Origin of the sequence: Micromonospora sp. WMMC415 (assembly GCF_009707425.1) — a bacterium.
GTDB lineage: Bacteria > Actinomycetota > Actinomycetes > Mycobacteriales > Micromonosporaceae > Micromonospora.
Window position 1 is genome coordinate 5,717,972 of record NZ_CP046104.1, and the last position, 20,578, is coordinate 5,738,549.

Consider the following 20,578-nt stretch of genomic DNA (forward strand, 5'->3'; position numbering starts at 1 on the left):
ACGCCGGGCTCGTGGCCGGGGCGGCGTGCCATCGACGGTCAGTGCTGGTCATGCTAGCCATTGCATAGATGTACGTCACTCGCATGTTCATCAATTGAAGGCGGGTCCGGCGGGTGGCGCGGTCCCGGCCCGGCGCGCGAGGCAGGATGACGACGTGGACGAACACGACATGCTGCTCTCCCCCAGCGGAGTGGCGGCGCTGCGGACCGCGCTCACCCGGGCCACCTTCACGTCGAACGGCATCGCCGCCCGACTCGGCGCGCAGGCCACCGGCGGGGTGGCCCGCAACGACTTCCGCGCCGCGCTGCGCGCCACCGAGGACGGCGACCCGCTCGCCACCCTGATCCGGGTCTTCATCTGCGAACAGACCGAGCCGGGGGCCGCCGTCGCCGCCGCGCTCGCGCCCCTGCCGATCGAGGAGGCGCTCGCCGGCGGCCTGGTCGAACGGCACGGTGACGGGCTACGGATGGGCCTGGACCTGGAGCCGTACGGGGACGACTGGTGGGTGCTCGCCGACGTCCCGGCGAGCGCCCGGCCCGGCCGCCCCCTGCACGCCGAGCACGTGCTCGGCATCGGCGGCGCCACCCAGACGCTGATCGGCGCGACCGTCCGGCGGCCGGTGGAGACCGCGCTGGACCTGGGGACCGGCTCCGGCGTCCAGGCCCTGCACCTGTCGACCCACGCCGGGAGGGTCACCGCCACCGACGTCTCCGAGCGCGCCCTGCGTTTCGCCGCCACCACCGCCGCCCTCAACGGCCAGGACTGGGAGCTGCTGCGCGGCGACATGGTGGCCCCGGTCGCCGGCCGCCGCTTCGACCTGGTGGTCAGCAACCCGCCGTTCGTCGTCGGCCCCGGCACCACCACGCACGTCTACCGCGACTCCGGCCGGGTCGGGGACGCGATCGGCGCCGAACTGGCCGCCGCCGCGCCGGGCCTGCTCACCGAGGGCGGCACCATGCAGTACCTGGCCAACTGGGTGCACGTGGCCGGCGAGGACTGGGCCGAGCGGGTCACCGGATGGTTCGCCGGCACCGGGCTGGACGCCTGGGTGATCCAGCGTGAGGTCGCCGACCCGATGGCGTACGTCAACCTCTGGCTCACCGACGTCGGCGAGGCGGCCGACCCGCGGCGGATGGCCGAGTGGCTGGACTGGTTCGACGCGCACAAGGTCGAGGCGATCGGCTTCGGCATCGTGTCGCTGCGCCGCGCCGGCCACGACGCCCCGGTCGTCCGTGTCGAGGACCTGCGCCAGCGGGTGGAGGCGCCGCTCGGCGACCGCGTGGCGACGTGGTTCGACCGCCAGGACTGGCTCCGCGTACGCGGGACCGACGAGCTGCTCGCGTCGCGCTACCGGGCCGCCGACGGCCTCCAGCTGCGGCAGGAGGCGACCATGGGCGACGAGGGCTGGGCCGTCGACCGGCAGGTGCTCGCGATGCCGCACGGCCTGCGCTGGACCGAGGAGATCGACCCCCTCGTCCTGGCCCTGGTCGGCGGGGCGGACGGGCGACTGCCGCTGCGCGACCAGCTGGCCCTGCTCGCCGCCGCGCACGACGTGGCTCCCGAGGAGCTGGCCGAGGCGGCCGGCCCGATCGTGGCCCACCTGGTCGAGCGGGGCTTCATCGAGCCGGTGGACGCCTGATGCCGGCGGCGGCAGGGCCGACCGGGCGTGGCCGGGTCGCGGCCGGGCCGGCCGGGGCCGGGAGGGCCGGGGCCGGGAGGGCCGGCTGATGCGGGCGGTGGTGCAGACGGTCGGCCGGGCCAGCGTGACGGTCGACGGCGAGGTGGTCGGCGCGATCGACGACGGGCTGCTGGTACTGCTGGGCGTCACCCACGCCGACACTCCGCAGATCGCGCAGACCATGGCCCGCAAGGTGCACGAGCTGCGCATCCTGGACGACGAGCGGTCCGCCGCCGACACCGGCGCGCCGATCCTGGTGGTCAGCCAGTTCACCCTCTACGGCGACGCCCGCAAGGGCCGGCGACCGAGCTGGACGGCGGCCGCCCCGGCGGAGGTGGCGGAACCGCTGGTCACGGAGGTCGTCGAGGCGCTGCGGGCCCGCGGCGCCAAAGTGGAGACCGGCCGCTTCCGCACCCACATGCTGGTCGAGAGCGTCAACGTCGGTCCCCGCACGGTCCTTTTGGATCTCTGACAACCCCGCCCAACATCCGTTGATCATGAAGTTAGCGGGGATCTTGCCCCTCGTGGAATCCGCCAACTTCATGATCGACGAGGACTGAGCTCAGAAGAACAGGCCGCGGCGCTGAAGGGACTGACGGAGCCAGGCGTCGAGCTGGGCGGTCCAGTCGGTGCGGTCGGCCGTCGCGTGGTCGACCGTGAAGCGGCCGAAGGTGTCCCGCCCCTCGGTGAACAGGCCACCCCGCTTGTCGAGCTCCAGGACGACCTGGATCTGCTGCGGGTCGGTCACGAAGGTGACCTCCAACTGCTTGATGGCGTTCGCGTACTGGGGCGCCGGGTAGAACTCGATCTCCTGGTAGAACGGCAGCGTCTGCCGTACGCCGTAGATGTGGCCGCGCTCGACGTCGGCGCGGGCGAAGCGGAAGCCCAGCCGGAGGAAGGCGTCCAGGATCCGCTCCTGCGACGGGAGCGGGTGCACGGCCACCGCGTCCAGGTCGCCCTTGTCGACCGCGCGGGCCACCTCCAGCTCCGTACGCAGGCCCATCGTCATGCCGTGCAGGTGCTGGCCGTACAGCTCGGTCAGCGGGGTCTCCCAGGGCACGTCGAAGCGGAACGGAATGTCGTACCGCTGCCCGGCCTCCAGCCGGAACGCGCCGGTGGCGTGCTGGCGGTGGAACTCCTGCGTGGTCTCGTAGTCGTTGTCACCGCTCTCCACCTCGACGCGGGTGACCAGGCCCAACGCCACGTACGTGACGTCGACCGGGTGGTCGCCGCCCGCGACGTGGACGGTGCCCTCCAGTTGGCCGCCGGGGCGGCAGTTCGGGTTCGCCAGGACGGTTTCCACCGAGGGACCACCGACACCCATCGCCTGCATGAGCCGCTTGAAGACCACGACGCCCTCCATCACCTGTGCCGAGGTTCGCCGGCGGTCGCCCCTACTGGCCCGGTGCCGGCAGCCGGCCGCTCCGGCCGGTCGCTGGCACGGTAACCGGGCCCGGCAAGGGTCACCCGTCGACGACACGCCCGGTGGGATTCCTGTCGGGTCCCCGATCGCCTCACTCCCGTTTTACGCCCCGCCCGCCAAGCTGTTTGTCAACCGGCACCACCGGGCCGGATCACACGGCACAGACGTGGACACGGGGAGAGACGAAAGATGGCCCTGCAGATGATGGAGCACCGGATGCGCCCGGCCGGCACGATCGAGACCGACCACGGCACCGAGACCCTGACCGACCTGGACGCCACCGACGAGCGTGGCGTCTCCACGGACCTGGTCCGGGCATACCTCAACGGCATCGGCAAGACCAAGCTGCTGACCGCCGCCCAGGAGGTCGAGCTGGCCCGTCGCATCGAGGCCGGGCTCTTCGCCGAGGAGAAGCTCGCCACGTGCACGCCCGTCTCGGCCGGGCTGCGGGCCGACCTGGAACTCGTCGCCGCCGAGGGGCGGGCCGCCAAGGACCACCTCCTGGAGGCGAACCTGCGCCTCGTCGTGAGCATCGCCAAGCGGTACACGGGCCGCGGCATGGCCTTCCTCGACCTGATCCAGGAGGGCAACCTCGGCCTGATCCGCGCGGTCGAGAAGTTCGACTACACCAAGGGCTACAAGTTCTCCACCTACGCCACCTGGTGGATCCGCCAGGCCATCACCCGCGCCATGGCCGACCAGGCCCGCACCATCCGCATCCCGGTGCACATGGTCGAGCAGGTCAACCGGATGGTGCGGGCCCGCCGAGAGCTGGCCGTCGCGCTGGGCCGGGAGCCCACCGTGGCCGAGGTGGCGCGGGCGCTGGACGTGCCCGAGTTCCAGGTGATCGAGCTGATCTCGTACGACCGCGAGCCGGTGAGCCTCGACCAGGCGGTCGGCGAGGACGGCGAGAGCGCACTCGGTGACTTCGTCGCGGCGGTGGACCCGGCGGCCGGCCCGGACGAGGCGGCCGCACACGGCGAGCTGCGCCAGGAGGTGAGCATCGTGCTCGCCACCCTCTCGCAGCGTGAGCAGGCGGTGATCCGGCTCCGGTTCGGGCTGGACGACGGCCGGCAGCGCACCCTGGACGAGGTCGGGAAGGAGTTCGGCCTGTCCCGCGAGCGGATCCGGCAGATCGAGAAGGTGACGCTGCTCAAGCTGCGCGCCCCGGAGCGGGCGCAGCGGCTGGAGGCGTACGCCTGCTGACGCGCGTCCCGACGACGGCCCCGGCGGTTCGCCGGGGCCGTTCGTCGTACCCGGTGCTTGACCCGTCCGCTCGGGCCAGATATAAACCACCTGGTTATAGAACCAGGAGGTTATGAATGCCGGGGACGGACCTGGACGCGACGTTCGCCGCGTTGGCGGACCCGACGAGACGTGCCATCCTCGCCCGGCTGGCCGCCGGCGAGGCCACCGTCACCGAACTCGCCGCGCCCTTCGCGATGAGCCAGCCGGCGGTCTCCAAGCACCTCCGCGTCCTCGAACGGGCCGGGCTGGTCAGCCGCGGGCGGGACGGGCAGCGGCGGCCGTGCCGGCTGGAGGCCCGGCCGCTGCGGGACGCCACCGCCTGGCTCGCCGACTACCGGGACTACTGGGCCGAGAGCTACCAGCGCCTCGACGCCCTGCTCGACGAGTTGCGCGCCGCCGGGGACGCGGGTGGTTCCCGATGAGTACGGCCGACGATCCGCTGGTGGTGTCCGCTCCCGGCGACCGGGAGATCGTGCTCAGCCGGCTGTTCGAGGCACCGGCGCACCTGGTCTTCGCCGCGTTCACCCGCCCCGAACTGCTCCGCCAGTGGTACGGCGCTCAGGGCTGGCGGCTGGTCGAATGCGAGGTGGACCTGCGGGTCGGTGGCCGCTGGCGGTTCGTGTCGCAGGGGCCGGACGGCGAGCGGATGGGCCAGGGTGGGGTGTACCGCGCCGTCGACCCGCCGCGCCTGTTGGTCGGCACCGAGCTCTTCGACGACCAGTCCTACCCCGGCGAGACGCTGGTGCGGCACGAGTTCACCGAGCTGGCCGGCCGTACGACCGTCACCACCACCCTCCGCTACGCGACCCCGGACGGTCGCGATCGGGTGCTGCGGTACCCGATGGCCCGCGGCGTCACCGAGAGCTTCACGCGGCTCGCCGAACTGCTCGCAACGACGACATCAGGAGAGAGCATGAACTGGACCCTGGAAGTGGTGGTCGTCCCGGTCTCCGACATCGACCGGGCCAAGGCGTTCTACGCCGACCAGCTCGGCTTCAACGTCGACCACGACACCGTGGTCGACGAGGACGTCCGCATCGTGCAGCTGACCCCGCCCGGCTCCGGCTGCTCCATCGTGATCGGCAAGGGCGCGGTGCCGGACATGCCGCCCGGTTCGCTCAAGGGGCTCCAGCTGGTGGTGCCGGACCTGCACAAGGCCCGCGCGCAACTGGTGGAGCGCGGCGTCGACGTCAGCGAGATCCAGGTGCTGGGCAGGAACCCGCGCCCGGTGCCGGACCCGCTGGACAACGTCGGCTTCGTCTTCTTCAGCGACCCGGACGGCAACTCCTGGGGCGTCCAGCAGATCAGCAGCCGCACCTGAGGCGGGTTAGGAAGGGACCCTTGTACAACACCAGGCGTTAATAGGGGGCCCTTCCTTTCACAGGCGGCGGGGGCCGGTGTCGGGGCGGGCGGCCGCCGAGCCGATCCGGACGGTCGCGTGCAGCACCGACAGGCCGTCCGGGCGGGCCAGCACCGGGTTCAGCGTCAGCGCGCGGACCCGGGGCTGCTCGTCGGCGAGCTGCCCGACCCGCAGCAGCAGATCCGCCAGCGCGGCCCGGTCCACCGGCGCCGCGCCCCGGTGGCCGTGCAGCAGCGGGGCCGCGCGCGGCTCGTCGACCAGCTCGGCCGCGTCGAGGTCGGTCAGCGGCGCCGCCCGCCACGCCCGGTCGCCGAGCAGCTCGGTGGCGACGCCCCCCAGGCCGAAGCCGACGACCGGCCCGAACGCCGGATCCTCCACCAGCTCGACCACGCAGGCCACGCCGGGCGGGACCATCGGCTGGACCAGGACGTCCGCGCCGAACAGCGCCGACATCTCCGCGTACGCGCGCCGCACGGCCGCCTCGTCGGCCAGGTCGAGGCGGACCGCGCCGAGGTCCAGCCGGTGCCGCAGCCCGGGGGCGGAGGCCTTCAACGCCACCGGGAACCCCAGCTCGACCGCGGCCTCGGCGGCCTCGTCCTCGGCCGCAGCCGGCACCGACTCGACCACGTCGATGCCGTACGCGGCGAGCAGCCCGCCCGGATCGAGGGACTCGGGCCGCAGCGCCGCCTGCGCCCGGTCCCGGTCGACGTCGGGCAGCTCGGGCAGCGTCCCCGGTGGACGGCGCAGCCAGTCGGCGTACGCGGTGACCCGACCCAGGGCGCGGACCGCCTCCTCCACACTCGGGTACGCGGGCACCCCGGCCGGCGCGCGCCCCACCAGGAACGTCGCCACGGTCGGCTTGCCGGCGGCGAGTGCCGCGGGCAGGGCGGCGATGAAGTTCGCCTCGGTGTCCGGCAGTTGGCCGGGCAGCGGGGGCGCGAACACCGCCACCAGGGCGTCCACCGCGTCGTCGGCCGCCGCGGCGGCGAGGGCGGCGGCGAACTCGGCCGCCCCGGCGCGCGGGCCCACGTCGCGGGGGTACCCGTCGGCGAGGGTGAGCCCCTGCGCCGCGCAGGCGGTGGCGGCGAGCCCGGTCAGCGCCGAGGAGTTGCCCACCACACCCACCCGGTCGCCGGCGGGCAGCGGCTGGTTGGCCAGCAGCACCCCCACGTCGAGCAGCTCGCTGACGGTGTCCACCCGGATCACGCCGGACTGGGTGAACAACGCGCCGACCGCCACCTCGTCCGGCCCGGCGCGTTCGCCGACGCCGGCCGGGCGGGCCGGTGACGCCAGCGCGACGATCGGCTTGTCCCGGCCGATCCGCCGGGCCAGCCGGGCGAACTTGCGCGGGTTGCCGAAGGTCTCCAGGTACAACATGATCACGTCGGTGCCCGGGTCGTCCTGCCAGTACTGGAGCAGGTCGTTGCCGGAGACGTCGGCCCGGTTGCCGGCCGAGACGAAGCTCGACAGGCCCAGCCCCCGCCGGTCCGCCTCGGCCAGCAGCGCCACACCGAACGCGCCGGACTGGCTGAACAGCCCGACCCGGCCGGGCACCGGCAGCCGCGGGGCGAGCGTGGCGTTCAGGCGTACGCCGGGGGCGGTGTTCGCCACCCCCAGACAGTTCGGGCCGACGACGCGCATGCCCGCGGCGTGGGCCGCGCGGACCAGCCGGCGTTGCGCCGCGGCACCCTCGCGGCCGGCCTCGGCGAACCCCGCGCTGATGACGACCAGGCCGTGCGCCCCGGCGGCGGCCGCGTCGGCGACCACCGCCTCCGCCGCCTCCGGCGGCACCGCCACCACGGCCAGGTCGACCGGCAGCCCGGAGTCGGCCGCCGAGGGGTACGCGGGCAGCCCGGCCACCGTCGCCGCGGTCGGATGCACGGGCACGACCGTGCCGGTGAAACCGTAGTCCCGCAGGTGCCCGAGGACCGCCGCACCGACGCCCTGCCCGGTGGCACTGGCGCCGTAGACGGCGACGCCGCGCGGGGCGAGCAGCCGGGCCACGGACCGCGCCTCGGTGCGGTGCTCCCGGCCCCGCTGCACCTCGAGGGTGGCCTCGGTCGGGGCGATCGGGAAGGTCAGGTGGACCACGCCGTCCGCGAACTGGCGCTGCACCTGGTACCCGAAGTCGGCGAAGACCCGCAGCATCGCGCCGTTGGCGGGCAGCACCTCGGCGACGAAGCTCATGATGCCGGTCCGGCGTGCCGCGTCGGCCAGGTGCTCCAGCAGCACCGAGCCGATGCCCCGACCCTGGTAGGCGTCCTCCACCACGAACGCCACCTCGGCCTCCGGGGACTCCGGCCCGAGCCGCTCGTACCGGCCCACCGCCACGATCTGGTCGCCGGCGAGGACGACGAACGCCTCCCGGTCCCGGTGGTCGACGTTGACGAAGCGCCGGAGGTCGCGCTCCGGGATCCGGGGGTACGGCGAGAAGTAGCGCAGGTAGCGGGTGCGCTCGGAGAAACGCGAGTGCATGGCGACGATGCCCGGTGCGTCCGACGGCTGGATCGGCCGCAACTGGACGGTCGTGCCGTCGCTGAGCAGCACGTCCACCGGCTGGTCCACTGTGGTCACGGCAGGCGGCCCTCCACCGGGCGTCAGTCGCGCGGGTCGTGCGGGTCGAGCCCCAGCAGCGGGAACACGGTCCGACGGGTGGCGGCGATGGCGCGGTCCACCGAGTTCGGCTCGCCCGAGGGCTGCCACGGCTCGTACGACGGGTCGGCGTCGTCGGTCATCCGCAGTGGGACCTCGCGACCTGGACAGCGGGCGGCGGCAAGCTCCCGCCACGCGGGCGGCGTCAGCGTGGCCGGGTCGAGCGGGTCACCGGTGGCCACCGCGAGCAGGTGTGTCCACGCCCGGGGCACGGCCTCGACCAGCGCGTACCCGCCGCCGCCGGTGGCGACCCACCGGCCGTCGCAGAGCTCGTCGGCCAGCGCCCGCAGGGCGATGTACGTGGCGCGCTGCCCGTCGACGGACAGGTGCAGGTCGGCGAGCGGGTCGAGCCGGTGCGCGTCGGCGCCACACTGGGTGACCAGGATCTCCGGCTGGAACGCGCGCAGCACCGACGGCACGATCGCGTGGAAGGCCCGCTGCCAGCCCGCGTCGTCGACGCCCGGCGGCAGTGGCATGTTGACGGCGGTGCCCTGCGCCTCCGGGCCGCCGGTCTCGTCGGGGAACCCGGTGCCCGGGAAGAGCGCCAGCGGGGTCTCGTGCAGGCTCACGGTGAGCACGCGCGGGTCGTCCCAGAAGGTCTTCTGCACCCCGTCGCCGTGGTGGACGTCCACATCGACGTACGCGACCCGGCGCGCGCCCAGGTCGAGCAGGCGGGCGATCGCCACCGCCGGGTCGTTGTAGACGCAGAAGCCGGCCGCCCGCGCGGGCATCGCGTGGTGCAGCCCGCCGGCCACGTTGACCGCCCGGCGTGCCTCGCCGCGCCACACCGCCTCGGCCGCGGTCACCGACGCGCCCGCGATCAGCGCGCTGGCCTCGTGCATGCCGTCGAAGACCGGGTTGTCCGAGGTGCCCAGCCCGAACCCGGCGAAGAGCGGGTCACGCGGGGCGCTGCGGACGGCCTCCACGTAGCGGGGATCGTGCACCCGGGTGAGCACGTCGTCGTCGGCCGGCTCCGGCTTGACCAGGCGCACGCCCGGCCGCTCCAGCACCCCCAGTTCCCGGGCCAGCGCGACGGTCAGCTCCACCCGGACCGGGTCGAGGGGATGGTCACCCATGTCGTAGGCGAGCATCGACTCGTCCCACACCACCACTGTGTCTTCCGACATGCGCCCATCGTCGCACGAGGACCGGCGGTGGCCGGCGCACGCGCTGGTCGCCTGGCTGGTGTCGGTCCGGGCCACGTACGGCTCCGGCGTCACCCCCGCGGCTCACGCCGACGGGGCGGACCCCGCCGGCTGCTCCCCCGTCGCCACCGGCCGCGCCGGGTCGGCGACCCAGTTGCTCCACGACCCGACGTACAGCGCCGCGTCCGGCCGGCCGGCCAGGTGCAGGGCGAGCACGGCCTGCGCGGCGGTGACGCCCGACCCGCAGTACGCGCCGACCGGCCGGCCGTCGACCACCCCGGCGGCGGCGAACCGCTGCCGCAGCACGTCGGCCGCCGGGAACCGTCCCTCGGCGACGTAGTCCGGCGCGGGCAGGTTCACCGCGCCCGGCACGTGCCCGGCGACCGGGTCGATCGGCTCGGTCTCGCCCCGGTAGCGCGCCGCCGCCCGCACGTCCACCAGGACACCGTCGTCGGCCGCGGCGAGCCGGGCGGCCTCGGCCGCGTCGAGCACCGGCAGGGCGCCGGGGCGCACCTCGACGTCGCCGGTCGGCGGGGTTGGCGCCTCGGTGGAGGTGGGCAGACCCGCGGCCACCCAGGCGGGCCAGCCGCCGTGCAGCAGGCGTACGTCGGTGTGCCCCGCCCAGCGCAGCGTCCACCAGGCACGGGCGGCGGACATGCCGTCGCCGCCGTCGTACACGACGACGGGGTGCCCGGCGCGGACGCCGGCGGCCCGCAGTGCGGCCTGGAGCGCGGCGGGGTCGGGCAGCGGGTGGCGCCCGGCGGCCCCCGGCGGGCCGCACAGGTCGGTGTCCAGGTCGACGAAGACCGCGCCGGGCAGGTGGCCGGTTGTGTAGTCGTCGCGACCGGGCGGGCCGGTCAGACGCCAGCGGACGTCGAGCAGGGTGGGCGGGTCGGCGCTGTCGAGCTCGGCGGCGAGCCGGTCGGCCTCGACCAGCAGATCCTCGGTACCGGACATGGCGTCCAGTCAACACCATCCCGGCACCCGCAGGCGGTTCGGCGGCGGCCGTTCGGGGGTTACGCAAGGTAGCATCGATCACCGGAGGGCCTGACGTGAAGCATGATTTGGTCGACACGACCGAGTGCCGAGTTACCTCCGAGAGCGAGAGGGGCGGTAACCGGTGACTAAAACTGATCTGGTCGACACGACCGAGATGTACCTGCGCACCATCCTCGAACTCGAGGAGGAGGGGGTGCCGCCGCTGCGCGCCCGCATCGCCGAGCGGCTGCGGCAGAGCGGCCCCACCGTCAGCCAGACCGTCGCCCGGATGGAGCGCGACGGTCTGCTCACCGTCGAGGGCGACCGGCACCTGGCGCTCACCCCGGCGGGCCGCAGCGCGGCGGTCTCCGTGATGCGCAAGCACCGGCTGGCCGAGCTGCTGCTGGTCAACGTGATCGGGATGCCCTACGAGGAGGCCCACGAGGAGGCCTGCCGGTGGGAGCACGTGATGAGCGACGCGGTGGAGAAGCGGGTGTACGACCTGCTCAACCGCCCGACCCGTTCCCCGTACGGCAACCCGATCCCCGGCCTGGAGGAGCTGGGCTCGCCGGAGCCGGCCGAGTCCGAGCCGGCGGAGGGTGAGCGCAACCTGGCGTTCCCCGGCCTGTCCGGCCCGGTCGTGGTCCGGCGGATCTGCGAGAGCGTGCAGACCAACGCGGACGTGCTGCGGCAGCTGCACGCCGCCGGCGTCGACCCGGGCGCGACGGTGACCGTGGCCCAGGAGCGGGACGGCGTGTCGATCGACCGCTCCGGCGACCGGGTCCGCCTCCCACGTGAGGTCGCCAGCCGCGTCTTCGTAGCCGCAAGCTGACTCCGCCCCATTCTCGCGCCCCTCACCTCCGCGATCTTGCGATTCCTGTCCGCACATACCCGGAGTAAGCGGGCATAACGGGCGGAAGTTCAAGATCGGCGAGCGTGGGCGTACGGTCAGTCGTCGACGTACGGACAGTGGCGGCAGCCGCGGCCACAGCAGGTGCCGCGGCGCGCCAGGAAGCCGGCCGTCAGGACGAAGAGGCCGGTGGCCGGGTCGAGGTAGCCCGCCTCCCCGTCGCGCAGGGCCGCCGCGTGGGCGGCGAGGATGCGCTCCTTGTCGGGGTGGTCGGATGCGAGCCGGGACGGGTGCGGCTCGGTCAGCGGCCGGTTCGCCAGTGGTCGTCGCTCTCCGGTCACCGGGGCAGTGTAGAGAGGCCGCTCAGCGGTGGCGGGCGAGGGCGGCGACGATCGCCGCGGTGTCGGCACCGGCTGCGAGCAGCAGCCGGAGCAGCACCTTCGCCTTGTACGGGTCGAGCAACCCGCCGTTCAACAGCCCGCGCCGTCGCAGGTCGGTCTCCGAGCCGACCGCGCCGTACGTGTGCCGCAGCACCGACCCGGCGCCGGAGCGCGAGGTGAGCACCACCGGGATCCGTTCGGCCAGCGCACCGAGCACCGGAGCCAGCACACCCGGCACGTGTCCGACGCCGAAGCCGGCGACCACCAGCCCGTGGTGGGTGTCGGCGAGGCTGTCGAGCAGCCCGCCGTCGTCGTCGAGGGTCACGGTGTACAGCGCGACCCGGGTGTCGTTCAGCCGGGCGGGATCGACCGGCGGCAGCGGCTCCCGCCGCTCGGTCCGGGCCAGCACCCGCACCTCCCCCTCGATCACGTGCCCGACGGGACCGACGTTCGGGGAGGCGAAGGTGGCGGTGCTGGTGCTGTGCGTCTTGCGGACCCAGCGCGCGGCGTGGACCTCGTCGTTGAGGGTGACCAACACGCCGAGGTCGCGGGCGGCGGGCGCGGCCGCCACCCGCGCGGCGGCGAGCAGGTTCGCCGGCCCGTCCGCCCCCGCCAGGGTGGGGTTGCGCATCGCACCCGTGAAGACCAGTGGGGCGGCGTGCGGCCACACCAGGTCGGCCAGGAACGCCGACTCCTCCAGCGTGTCCGTGCCCTGGGTGACGACCACGCCGGTCGCGCCCGCGGCCACCGCCCGCGACGCCGCGTCGACCACCTCCAGCAGGTGCCGGTACGTGAGGTACGCGCTGGGTACCGCGAGGGCGTCCCGGACGTCCATGGGCGGGCTGAGGTCGGCCAGCCCGGGTACGGCCGCGGTGAGGTCCGCACCGGTCAGCCGGGTGACCACCCCCGGCCCGTCCCGACCCACACCGCCCATCGCGATGGTGCCGCCGAGGGTGAACAGGGCGATGGACACGCCGGACCTCCCGTCAGCCGTCGCCGATGACGGCCCGCAGACCGTACCGCCCGGACATCGCCCGCGCCCCCGGGCGCGGCGGCCGGCGAATGTCGGTGGGGTCGAGCATGCTGGGGGCCATGCGGAAGATCGTCGTGCAGATGAGCGTGTCGCTGGACGGGTTCTTCGAGGGGCCGGACGGTGACCTGAGTTGGCACCTGGTCGACGACGAGTTGCACCGGCATTTCAACGCCGAGTTACGCGAGATGAGCGCCTTCCTCAACGGCCGGCGCAACTACGACCTGATGGCCGCCTTCTGGCCGACCGCCGACCGCGACCCGGCGAGCCCGGAACCGGTGCGGGAGTTCGCCGGCATCTGGCGGGACATGCCGAAGATCGTCTACTCGCGGACGCTGGAGAAGGCCGACTGGGGCACGGAGATCGTGCGGCAGGTCGACCCCGCCGAGGTACGCCGGCTCAAGGAGCAGCCCGGCGGCGACATGGCCCTCGGCGGGGCGGACATCGCCGCCACCTTCGCCCGGCACAACCTGATCGACGAGTACCGGCTCTACGTCCACCCGGTGATCGTCGGCGCCGGCCGGCCGCTCTTTCCCGACGACGGCGTACGGCGTCAGCTGCGGCTGGCGGGTACGCGCACCTTCGGCAACGGGGTCGTCCTCCTCTGCCACGAACGCCTCGCCGACTGACCCACGAGCGCGTCGCCAAGCTGATCGGCGAAAGGCCATTGGCTTCCCCGTCGCCCCGGCCTATGGTGTCCGGATGCGTCCGTCGGGCCGGCAGCCAGGCGCCGCCGTCGTGGTGACGGCGGTGTCCACCGCTGCCTGCCGGCCGACGCCGGCCTCGACCCCCAACGGCCGACAGGCGGCGCGCACCGCGATCGGGGCGGTGCGTACCGCTGCGCCGTCCCCCACCGGCTCGGCCGCCTCGCTGCTGCCGAGCCCCACCGGGCGTGGCCCGCCGTGGACCGGTAGCACCCCAGCACCGGCCACCCAGGGCGAAGCGACATCCGCTTCGGCCCTTTCTTTTTTGGAGGAGTCATGACCACCCAGGTCCAACCCGACGAGCGGAACTGGCTCGACGAACTGCGTACGGCACTGACCCACGACTTCGAGGTGCAGAGCGCCAGGTTGACCCAACTCACCGCGGACACCGGCGACCCGGGCGAGGCCCACACGCAGGACGCGCTGATCGCCGCCACCCGGCAGAGCCTCAACCAGATCAGCGACGCGCTGCGCCGCATCGCCGAGGGCCGGTACGGCACCTGCGAGCGGTGCGCCGCGCCGATTCCACGCGAGCGCCTGGAGGTGCTGCCGCACGCCCGCTTCTGCGTGCCCTGCCAGCAGAAGCACGCCGGCTGACGCGACCGCCAACGGCTGCCGTGCCGACGCCGGAACGGCAGCTGCCCCGGCGTCCGTGGTGATCGGATACGGCTCAGCGGCACGACACGCCGGGTGTTGTGCCGCTGGGGCGTATCCGATCATGCGGCGCCCAGCCGGCCGCCCCGCGGTGGCGCGGCTACGGCTTCCGTCGTCGGGAAATCTCGTCGAGGTGCTGCTGCTTGTGCTGCCGGACCATCTCGTCCCAGACCTCCTGGTCATAGTCCGGGTCCGGCGGTATCCACTTGTGCGAGCCGTCGCTGTAGTGGAACCGCTCGTCACCGGGCCGGATCAGGCTCACCGGATCCAGCCGAGGAACCGCCGATGCAGCAGTCCCGCTGGCACCCAGGTCAGGTCCTCGGCTGCGGACACCAGGTAGGACCCCATGTACAGAGCCAGCGAGACCGGCGCGCCGTCGAACTCCGCTCGCAGTTCCTTGCGCCGGGTCGCGCAGGGCCACGGCCCGTTGCAGCCGCCGCAGGTCCACACCGGAAGGACAGGCCCGTGGGTGGTCACCAGCGGCCTCCCAGGAAGCGCCAGGTGGTGGCGCGGGCATGCCAGCGGCACGCCCATTCCGCCTGATAGCAGGGGTACGGCGACAGCCGCGCCCACCACCGCCGGCACCCGTCACACAGCCCATCGGCACCCGGCAGATGGACCGTCAGAATCTGGCTGACCTGATGCTCGGTCACGTCTGCTCCTCCCCTGGCCAGTGGCCACGACGGATCGGGATGCGGTGCCGGGCGTGGCAGGGCAACTCAGCACCGCACCGGCAGACCCGCCGCCACAGGGACCAGGACCAGACCGGACGGTGCCGTCGGGCCAGGGTCAGCGCGACCGCCAGCAGATAGCCGTCGTACGAGACCGAACGCCTCATTCGTCACCGCCACTTGGACTCCTGTTTTGGAAGTCCACACAGACTAGTTTTTGGACTCCTATTTTGGGAACCTTGCTCCGGCGTGTCGTGGGATCACAGTGCGGAGCGGGCCATAATCGGCCGATGGTCAACCCGACGATCCAGCGGCGACGCCTCGGACTGGCGCTGAAGCGCGCACGCGAAGAGGCTGGCAAGACTCAGGACGACGCTGCCGCCGTCATCGATGCCGCCGCCAGCAAGGTCAGTCGGCTCGAACTGGGCCAGTCAGGGATCAAGCTGACCGACCTCAACGTGTTGCTCGACCTTTACGGCGTAGTCGGCGAGGAAGCGGAGACACTCCGCGAACTCGCGCGAGCCGGCAGACAACGCGGGCGCTGGAGCACGTACCGCAACGCGGTCCCGGACTGGTTCCGGCAGTACCTGGACCTTGAGGGAGACGCTTCCGAGATCCGTTGGTACCAGCCGGAGGTGGTCCCCGGCATCCTCCAGATCGAGCCATACATCCGCGCCATGAACGCGACCGCCCATCCACGCCCAACGGCCGAGGACGCCGACCGGCAGGTCGCTGTTCGCCTGGAGCGGCAGGCGATCCTTCGGGAGCAGGACGGGCCCGATCTGAGCTTCATCCTCAGCGAGTCGGCACTCCGCCGAAGCATCGGCGACGGGGCAACCATGCAAAGCCAGCTGCTGCACCTGGCCGACGTCGGCGAGCAGCCAAACGTCTCGCTCCAGGTCTTCCCGTTCGACGTTCAGACCTACGAGACGGCGTCATTCAACTTCATCATCCTGAGGTTCGGCGACGACGCCGCGTCCGACGTGATCTACGTGGAGACCTTCACCGACGCCGATTACCTTGACCGACCCGACGCGGTGCGCGCCTACACTCGGCTATGGGACCGACTCCGGGCCGCCGCTCTCGGGCCGGTAGAGTCGCGCAAGCTCATCCTCCGGATGGTGGACGACATAGAGCGGCAGCAGATCTGAGAGAGCTGACCATGGACACCCCCGATCGCACGGTCTGGCGCAAGTCGAGCTACAGCGACAACAACGGCGGCGCCTGCGTCGAGGTCGCAGCAACGGATCGCAGCATCCTGGTCCGCGACAGCAAGGACCCTTCTGGCCCGGCGCTTTGCTTCGACCGTCGGTCGTGGTCCGCGTTCATGGCCCGCTTGAACCGATAGAGCATGACGCGACCGCGCTTGTACGGGCCTGGGGAACTGGCCGCCCTGTTCGGCGTGTCGAGGCAACGGGTGCTGCAGATCACCCGCCGTCCCGGCTTCCCCGAGCCCGTCGCCCGCCTGATCGGGACGACGATCTGGGACGCGGACGAGGTCGACGAGTGGGCGCGACACAACCGTCCGCCACGCCCTACCGACGGCGACGACGACCGCTGACAACCACCGTCAACGAAATGAGTTGAGGCCCTGCCCGTACCTGCCGGGACAGAGCCTCAACTACTACACCGAGATCCACTCGCATGACTTCGAGGGGCAGCCGGACGCAAGGCGCTGGCGGCCTCCTAGGTCACTTGCTCTTGGTCTCCTTGACCGTCGTCTTCGGGTGCGACTTGGGAAAAGCGGCGATCCGTTCCTGCAACAGATTGGTCGGAACTTCTCCCGGCTCACGAGCCCCGGGCGCGTCAACGCCCGGGGCTCGTTGCTTTGTCAGCTGCAGCCGCTGGTGCTGCCGCAGCCCTCGCAGACGTAGCAGCTACCGGCCGGGCGCATCTTCGTACCGCAGGTGAAGCAGAGCGGCGCGTCGGCGGCCTTGCCGATCACGGCCTCCAGCAGTTCGGTGCTGGAACCCACCGACGGCGCCGGCTTGGCGGCGGCGACGTCCGCGACCTCCTGCGCCGGCTGGGCGACCGGGCCGGTCTTCGGCTCCTCCGGCCTGATCTCGACCGGGGCGGAGGCGGCCATCGCGGTGAGGTCCGCACCGCTCGCCTCCGCCTCCGCCTCGGCCGCGAGCTGGGCGGCCCGCTCCTTCGCGGTGAAGATGCCCAGCTCCGCGCGGCGCTCGTACGGCAGGAAGTCCAGCGCCAGGCGACGGAAGATGTAGTCCATCACCGAGGCCGCCATGCGCACGTCCGGGTCGTCGGTCATGCCGGCCGGCTCGAAGCGCATGTTGGTGAACTTGCTGACGTACGTCTCCAGCGGGACGCCGTACTGGAGACCGATGGAGATGGCCACCGAGAAGGCGTCCATCACGCCGGCCAGGGTCGAGCCCTGCTTCGACATCTTGAGGAAGACCTCGCCGAGGCCGTCGTCCGGGTACGACGACGCGGTGAGGTAGCCCTCGGCGCCGCCGACCGAGAAGGAGATCGTCTCGGACGGGCGCTTCTTCGGCAGCCGCTTGCGCACCGGCCGGTACTCGACGACCTTCTCGACGACCGGCTGCACGGTCGCGGGGGTCTCCGGCGCGGCCGCCTTCTTCTTCGCCGCCGACAGCGGCTGGCCGACCTTGCAGTTGTCCCGGTAGATGGCCAGGGCCTTGAGGCCGAGCTTCCAGCCCTCGAAGTAGATCTTCTCGACGTCCTCGACGGTGGCCTGCTCCGGCATGTTGACCGTCTTGGAGATGGCGCCGGAGATGAACGGCTGGACGGCCGCCATCATCCGCACGTGGCCCATCGGGGCGATGGACCGCTCGCCCATCGCGCAGTCGAAGACCGGGTAGTGCTCCGGCTTGAGGCCGGGGGCGTCCACCACGTGGCCGTGGTCGGCGATGTGCTCGACGATCGCCTCGACCTGCTCCTCGGGGTAGCCGAGGCTGCGCAGGGCGCGCGGGACGGTCTGGTTGACGATCTGCATCGAGCCGCCGCCGACCAGCTTCTTGAACTTGACCAGCGCCAGGTCCGGCTCGACGCCGGTGGTGTCGCAGTCCATCATCAGGCCGATGGTGCCGGTGGGCGCCAGCACGCTGGCCTGCGAGTTCCGCCAGCCGTTCTTGTCGCCGACCTTGTTGCCGAGGGTCCACTGCCGGGTGGCCTCGCGCTGGATGGCGGTGGCCACGGTGCCGGCCGGCTTGATCTCGTCGTTGGCGGCGGCGTGCTTGCGCATGACCCGCTTGTGCGGCTCCGCGTTGCGGGCGTAGCCGTCGTACGCGCCGACGACACCGGCCAGCTCGGCGGAGCGGCGGTACGCGGTGCCGGTCATCAGCGAGGTGATCGCCGCGGCGACCGAGCGGCCCTGGTCCGAGTCGTACGGCAGACCGGAGGCCATGAGCAGCGCGCCGAGGTTCGCGTACCCGATGCCGAGCTGCCGGTACGCGCGGGTGGTCTCGCCGATCTTCTCGGTCGGGAAGTCGGCGAAGCAGATCGAGATGTCCATCGCGGTGATGACCAGCTCGACCGACTTGACGAACTTCTCCACCTCGAAGCCGCCGTCGGCGCGGAGGAACTTCATCAGGTTGAGCGAGGCCAGGTTGCACGAGGAGTTGTCCAGGTGCAGGTACTCCGAGCACGGGTTCGACGCGGTGATCCGCCCGGTCTCCGGGCAGGTGTGCCAGTCGTTGATGGTGTCGTCGTACTGGAGGCCCGGGTCGGCGCACTCCCACGCGGCCTGGGAGATCGTGCGGAACAGGTTCCGGGCGTCGATGGTGTCGATCACCGCGCCGTCGAGGCGGCCGCGCAGGTCGAAGGTGCCGCCGTTCTCGACCGCCGCCATGAACTCGTCGGACACCCGGACCGAGTTGTTGGCGTTCTGGTACTGCACGCTGACGATGTCGGCGCCGCCCAGGTCCATGTCGAAGCCGGCGTCGCGCAGCGCGCGGATCTTGTCCTCCTCGCGCGCCTTGGTGACCACGAACTCCTCGATGTCCGGGTGGTCCACGTCGAGGATGACCATCTTGGCCGCGCGCCGGGTGGCGCCGCCGGACTTGATGGTGCCGGCGGAGGCGTCGGCGCCGCGCATGAAGCTGACCGGGCCGGAGGCGGTGCCGCCGGAGGAGAGCAGCTCCCTCGACGAGCGGATCCGGGACAGGTTGACGCCGGAGCCGGAGCCGCCCTTGAAGATCAGCCCCTCCTCCTTGTACCAGTCCAGGATGGAGTCCATCGAGTCGTCGACGGCGAGGATGAAGCAGTTGTGGACCCGGAGGTTACCGGCCAGGAATTCGCCGCTCTCCGTCTGGATGTCGTAGACCTCCATCGTCCCAAGGGACTCGACGCGGTCGATCTCCAGCCGCTTCACGTCGTTGGCGGGACGGCCCGGCTTTGCGAAGCTCTGGTCGAGCTTGGCCATCTTCTCGGCGCCGACGAACCCGATGTGGGTGGCGAAGAGGTCCCGGTCGCCGTCGTTCTGGATCCGGACCGACCAGCAACCCTTACGGTCCGGGCGCGGGTCCGCCTTGTAGGCGACGCGGGAGAAGATCCCGAACCGCAGCAACAGGCTCTGCACGCCGCGGATCAGCTTCTCCGAGATCATGTCCACCGCGACGAGCGTCGACTGCTCACGCGCCGAGACGTAACCCTCGGCCTGGAAGATGCTGCGCAGGTACGCCGCAACGACCGGCAGCGGTGCGGTGAAGAGGCGCTCCGGCACCTCCATCTCAACGCCGCGGGTCAGCAGGTCCCACTTCTCCACGAACGGACGCAGATGCTCGCCGTAGAGGCGGGTACGCCGGCAGTCCAGCTCCTCGCTCTGCGTCGTCACCGTGCGCTCCTTGCGGTGCGCGCCGGGGAAGACCTCGTCGAGGGTGCCCGTCACCCACTCCAACTCGTCGTCGTTGACGGTCATCGCCTCGATCGTCAACGACCGGTTGCTGCCCTGGTTGTACTGGCCGACGAACCCGTCGGACTGAAGCCATCCGGCGAGCGCGGCCTCACGGATCTCCCGCAGGTCGAGCTCGCTCTCGCCGTAGGCGTACGTGCGGTGCCACTCGAGCTTGTCACCGGGCTTCAGGGTGCCGGCCTCGACCCACTGACCCGTGCCGGCGCCCGTGCTCTTCCAGACGACGTGGTCCGGCGTGACATCGAGCGTGTAGCCCGCCTTGGTGTGCAGCCGGAGGACCTCACGTACTCCGTTGGCCTTCACAGCCACGATCCGGGTCAACCCGTTCCCGTCGTACACCTTGGTCCCGACGGCGTTGTCCTCGACCAACTTGCCGATCGGTACCAGACCGCTCGGGGTGCTGACCAGCGAGTCGTACGGTAGGCACGCGCTGACCTGCTGCGGCGAGGGCGTGCCCACGTTGAACCACACCGGCGAGTTGAAGCTGAACACCTGGTGCAGCAGCATCCAGGTCAGCTCGTGGGCGAAGACCTCGGCGTCGGCGGGGCTGGCGAAGTAGCCGTACTCCTCACCGGCGGTGCGGTAGGTGGTGACGACCCGGTCGATCAGCTGCTTGAGCGACCACTCCCGCTCCGGAGTGCCCACCGCGCCCCGGAAGTACTTGGTGGTCACGATGTTGGCCGCGTTGACGCTCCACGCCTCCGGGAACTCCACGCCGCGCTGCTCGAAGTTGATCGAGCCGTCCCGCCAGTTCGTCATCACGACGTCCCGGCGCTCCCAGGTGACCTCGTCGTACGGGTGGACCCCCTCCGTCGTCCAGACCCGCTCGACCTTCAGTCCGGTGCCCGCCTTGCTTCGTGAACGGCTCGTTGTCACGCCGTCGCCCCCCTCGTCTGCGCGGTCACCCACCGCGC

General features: G+C 72.2%; 21 protein-coding genes and 4 pseudogenes. 12 read left to right on the forward strand and 13 right to left on the reverse strand.

Annotated elements, in window-relative coordinates; all coding sequences use genetic code 11:
- The first annotated feature begins 154 nt into the window (after positions 1 to 154).
- Together GKC29_RS26795 and dtd are read left to right on the forward strand one after the other, a co-directional pair.
- On the forward strand, positions 155 to 1,639 hold the full coding sequence (locus GKC29_RS26795) for a methyltransferase (protein ID WP_155333451.1): 1,485 nt from the start codon (positions 155 to 157) through the stop codon (positions 1,637 to 1,639).
- An 88-nt stretch (positions 1,640 to 1,727) separates the two neighbouring features.
- The gene (dtd, locus tag GKC29_RS26800; protein WP_155333452.1) at positions 1,728 to 2,150 is read left to right on the forward strand and encodes a D-aminoacyl-tRNA deacylase; all 423 of its coding nucleotides are present in this window, start codon (positions 1,728 to 1,730) and stop codon (positions 2,148 to 2,150) included.
- Between the two features lie 90 nt (positions 2,151 to 2,240).
- Here dtd and GKC29_RS26805 read toward each other — a convergent pair whose 3' ends face one another.
- Positions 2,241 to 3,029, reverse strand: coding sequence for a sporulation protein (locus GKC29_RS26805; RefSeq protein WP_155334361.1), 789 nt, complete (start codon positions 3,027 to 3,029; stop codon positions 2,241 to 2,243).
- A 261-nt stretch (positions 3,030 to 3,290) separates the two neighbouring features.
- Here GKC29_RS26805 and sigB point away from each other — a divergent pair, with 261 nt between their 5' ends.
- The 4 genes and pseudogenes from sigB (at position 3,291) to GKC29_RS30200 (ending at position 5,670) form a co-directional block, all read left to right on the forward strand.
- A complete protein-coding gene (gene sigB / locus GKC29_RS26810) occupies positions 3,291 to 4,307 on the forward strand; it encodes an RNA polymerase sigma factor SigB (protein WP_370463284.1) in 1,017 nt (338 codons plus the stop codon).
- A gap of 116 nt (positions 4,308 to 4,423) precedes the next feature.
- Positions 4,424 to 4,771, forward strand: a complete 348-nt coding sequence (locus GKC29_RS26815) for a helix-turn-helix transcriptional regulator (RefSeq protein ID WP_155333453.1) — start codon at positions 4,424 to 4,426, stop codon at positions 4,769 to 4,771.
- A pseudogene (locus GKC29_RS30195) lies at positions 4,768 to 5,244 on the forward strand (SRPBCC family protein); the annotation flags it as partial. The gene GKC29_RS26815 and the pseudogene GKC29_RS30195, both read left to right, overlap by 4 nt.
- Before the next feature lie 18 nt (positions 5,245 to 5,262).
- Positions 5,263 to 5,670, forward strand: coding sequence for a VOC family protein (locus GKC29_RS30200; protein WP_230689119.1), 408 nt, complete (start codon positions 5,263 to 5,265; stop codon positions 5,668 to 5,670).
- 57 nt (positions 5,671 to 5,727) lie between these two features.
- Here the strand turns inward: GKC29_RS30200 and GKC29_RS26825 are convergent, their stop codons facing one another.
- The 3 genes from GKC29_RS26825 to GKC29_RS26835 all read right to left on the reverse strand — a co-directional run bounded on the left by GKC29_RS26825 (position 5,728) and on the right by GKC29_RS26835 (position 10,463).
- Positions 5,728 to 8,310, reverse strand: coding sequence for a GNAT family N-acetyltransferase (locus GKC29_RS26825; RefSeq protein WP_370463374.1), 2,583 nt, complete (start codon positions 8,308 to 8,310; stop codon positions 5,728 to 5,730).
- Positions 8,307 to 9,488, reverse strand: a complete 1,182-nt coding sequence (locus tag GKC29_RS26830; protein ID WP_155333456.1) for an acetoin utilization protein AcuC — start codon at positions 9,486 to 9,488, stop codon at positions 8,307 to 8,309. The genes GKC29_RS26825 and GKC29_RS26830 overlap by 4 nt, the downstream gene beginning before the upstream one ends.
- A gap of 102 nt (positions 9,489 to 9,590) precedes the next feature.
- Positions 9,591 to 10,463 (reverse strand): sulfurtransferase, encoded by an 873-nt coding sequence (locus GKC29_RS26835; RefSeq protein WP_155333457.1) that lies wholly within the window; start codon positions 10,461 to 10,463, stop codon positions 9,591 to 9,593.
- A gap of 163 nt (positions 10,464 to 10,626) precedes the next feature.
- Between GKC29_RS26835 and GKC29_RS26840 the strand changes: the two genes are divergently transcribed.
- Entirely contained in the window at positions 10,627 to 11,316 is a 690-nt protein-coding gene (locus GKC29_RS26840) for a metal-dependent transcriptional regulator (protein ID WP_155333458.1), read from the forward strand.
- 116 nt (positions 11,317 to 11,432) lie between these two features.
- Here GKC29_RS26840 and GKC29_RS26845 read toward each other — a convergent pair whose 3' ends face one another.
- Entirely contained in the window at positions 11,433 to 11,675 is a 243-nt protein-coding gene (locus GKC29_RS26845; RefSeq protein ID WP_155333459.1) for a DUF5522 domain-containing protein, read from the reverse strand.
- A 22-nt stretch (positions 11,676 to 11,697) separates the two neighbouring features.
- Positions 11,698 to 12,648, reverse strand: a complete 951-nt coding sequence (locus GKC29_RS26850) for an asparaginase (protein WP_370463375.1) — start codon at positions 12,646 to 12,648, stop codon at positions 11,698 to 11,700.
- Positions 12,649 to 12,806: 158 nt separating this feature from the next.
- On the opposite strand from GKC29_RS26850, the gene GKC29_RS26855 reads away from it, so the two are divergent.
- Positions 12,807 to 13,373: a dihydrofolate reductase family protein gene (locus GKC29_RS26855; RefSeq protein WP_155333461.1), complete on the forward strand. Its 567-nt coding sequence runs from the start codon at positions 12,807 to 12,809 to the stop codon at positions 13,371 to 13,373.
- A gap of 351 nt (positions 13,374 to 13,724) precedes the next feature.
- Positions 13,725 to 14,045 (forward strand): TraR/DksA family transcriptional regulator, encoded by a 321-nt coding sequence (locus tag GKC29_RS26860; RefSeq protein WP_155333462.1) that lies wholly within the window; start codon positions 13,725 to 13,727, stop codon positions 14,043 to 14,045.
- A gap of 157 nt (positions 14,046 to 14,202) precedes the next feature.
- Here the strand turns inward: GKC29_RS26860 and GKC29_RS29705 are convergent, their stop codons facing one another.
- The 4 genes from GKC29_RS29705 to GKC29_RS30210 are packed head-to-tail and all read right to left on the reverse strand — an operon-like array spanning position 14,203 to position 14,940.
- A complete protein-coding gene (locus GKC29_RS29705) occupies positions 14,203 to 14,364 on the reverse strand; it encodes a hypothetical protein (RefSeq protein WP_196255746.1) in 162 nt (53 codons plus the stop codon).
- Positions 14,361 to 14,579 (reverse strand): hypothetical protein, encoded by a 219-nt coding sequence (locus GKC29_RS26865; RefSeq protein WP_155333463.1) that lies wholly within the window; start codon positions 14,577 to 14,579, stop codon positions 14,361 to 14,363. The genes GKC29_RS29705 and GKC29_RS26865 overlap by 4 nt, the downstream gene beginning before the upstream one ends.
- Positions 14,576 to 14,755 (reverse strand): hypothetical protein, encoded by a 180-nt coding sequence (locus tag GKC29_RS30205; protein WP_155333464.1) that lies wholly within the window; start codon positions 14,753 to 14,755, stop codon positions 14,576 to 14,578. Before GKC29_RS30205 ends, GKC29_RS26865 begins: the two co-directional genes overlap by 4 nt.
- A complete protein-coding gene (locus tag GKC29_RS30210) occupies positions 14,752 to 14,940 on the reverse strand; it encodes a hypothetical protein (RefSeq protein ID WP_155333465.1) in 189 nt (62 codons plus the stop codon). The genes GKC29_RS30205 and GKC29_RS30210 overlap by 4 nt, the downstream gene beginning before the upstream one ends.
- Before the next feature lie 123 nt (positions 14,941 to 15,063).
- Here GKC29_RS30210 and GKC29_RS26880 point away from each other — a divergent pair, with 123 nt between their 5' ends.
- The 3 genes from GKC29_RS26880 to GKC29_RS26890 are packed head-to-tail and all read left to right on the forward strand — an operon-like array spanning position 15,064 to position 16,334.
- A complete protein-coding gene (locus GKC29_RS26880; protein ID WP_155333466.1) occupies positions 15,064 to 15,924 on the forward strand; it encodes a helix-turn-helix transcriptional regulator in 861 nt (286 codons plus the stop codon).
- Between the two features lie 11 nt (positions 15,925 to 15,935).
- Positions 15,936 to 16,121, forward strand: a complete 186-nt coding sequence (locus GKC29_RS26885) for a DUF397 domain-containing protein (RefSeq protein WP_155333467.1) — start codon at positions 15,936 to 15,938, stop codon at positions 16,119 to 16,121.
- A 3-nt stretch (positions 16,122 to 16,124) separates the two neighbouring features.
- Complete coding sequence (locus GKC29_RS26890; RefSeq protein WP_155333468.1) at positions 16,125 to 16,334, forward strand: AlpA family transcriptional regulator; 210 nt, start codon at positions 16,125 to 16,127, stop codon at positions 16,332 to 16,334.
- A gap of 270 nt (positions 16,335 to 16,604) precedes the next feature.
- Here the strand turns inward: GKC29_RS26890 and GKC29_RS30660 are convergent.
- The 3 pseudogenes from GKC29_RS30660 to GKC29_RS30670 form a co-directional block, all read right to left on the reverse strand.
- Positions 16,605 to 19,025 (reverse strand): annotated as a pseudogene (locus tag GKC29_RS30660) (vitamin B12-dependent ribonucleotide reductase); the annotation flags it as partial.
- A gap of 180 nt (positions 19,026 to 19,205) precedes the next feature.
- Positions 19,206 to 20,078 (reverse strand): annotated as a pseudogene (locus GKC29_RS30665) (LAGLIDADG family homing endonuclease); the annotation flags it as partial.
- A 9-nt stretch (positions 20,079 to 20,087) separates the two neighbouring features.
- Positions 20,088 to 20,573 (reverse strand): annotated as a pseudogene (locus GKC29_RS30670) (vitamin B12-dependent ribonucleotide reductase); the annotation flags it as partial.
- Between the last annotated feature and the right edge of the window lie 5 nt (positions 20,574 to 20,578).

Coding starts and splice junctions, on each gene's coding strand:
- dtd (WP_155333452.1), top strand. CDS start 1,728: ATGCGGGCGGTGGTGCAGACGGTCGGCCGGGCCAGCGTGACGGTCGAC.
- sigB (WP_370463284.1), top strand. CDS start 3,291: ATGGCCCTGCAGATGATGGAGCACCGGATGCGCCCGGCCGGCACGATC.
- GKC29_RS26815 (WP_155333453.1), top strand. CDS start 4,424: ATGCCGGGGACGGACCTGGACGCGACGTTCGCCGCGTTGGCGGACCCG.
- GKC29_RS30200 (WP_230689119.1), top strand. CDS start 5,263: ATGAACTGGACCCTGGAAGTGGTGGTCGTCCCGGTCTCCGACATCGAC.
- GKC29_RS26830 (WP_155333456.1), bottom strand. CDS start 9,488: ATGTCGGAAGACACAGTGGTGGTGTGGGACGAGTCGATGCTCGCCTAC.
- GKC29_RS26835 (WP_155333457.1), bottom strand. CDS start 10,463: ATGTCCGGTACCGAGGATCTGCTGGTCGAGGCCGACCGGCTCGCCGCC.
- GKC29_RS26850 (WP_370463375.1), bottom strand. CDS start 12,648: ATGGGCGGTGTGGGTCGGGACGGGCCGGGGGTGGTCACCCGGCTGACC.
- GKC29_RS26855 (WP_155333461.1), top strand. CDS start 12,807: ATGCGGAAGATCGTCGTGCAGATGAGCGTGTCGCTGGACGGGTTCTTC.
- GKC29_RS26860 (WP_155333462.1), top strand. CDS start 13,725: ATGACCACCCAGGTCCAACCCGACGAGCGGAACTGGCTCGACGAACTG.
- GKC29_RS30210 (WP_155333465.1), bottom strand. CDS start 14,940: ATGAGGCGTTCGGTCTCGTACGACGGCTATCTGCTGGCGGTCGCGCTG.
- GKC29_RS26880 (WP_155333466.1), top strand. CDS start 15,064: ATGGTCAACCCGACGATCCAGCGGCGACGCCTCGGACTGGCGCTGAAG.
- GKC29_RS26885 (WP_155333467.1), top strand. CDS start 15,936: ATGGACACCCCCGATCGCACGGTCTGGCGCAAGTCGAGCTACAGCGAC.
- GKC29_RS26890 (WP_155333468.1), top strand. CDS start 16,125: ATGACGCGACCGCGCTTGTACGGGCCTGGGGAACTGGCCGCCCTGTTC.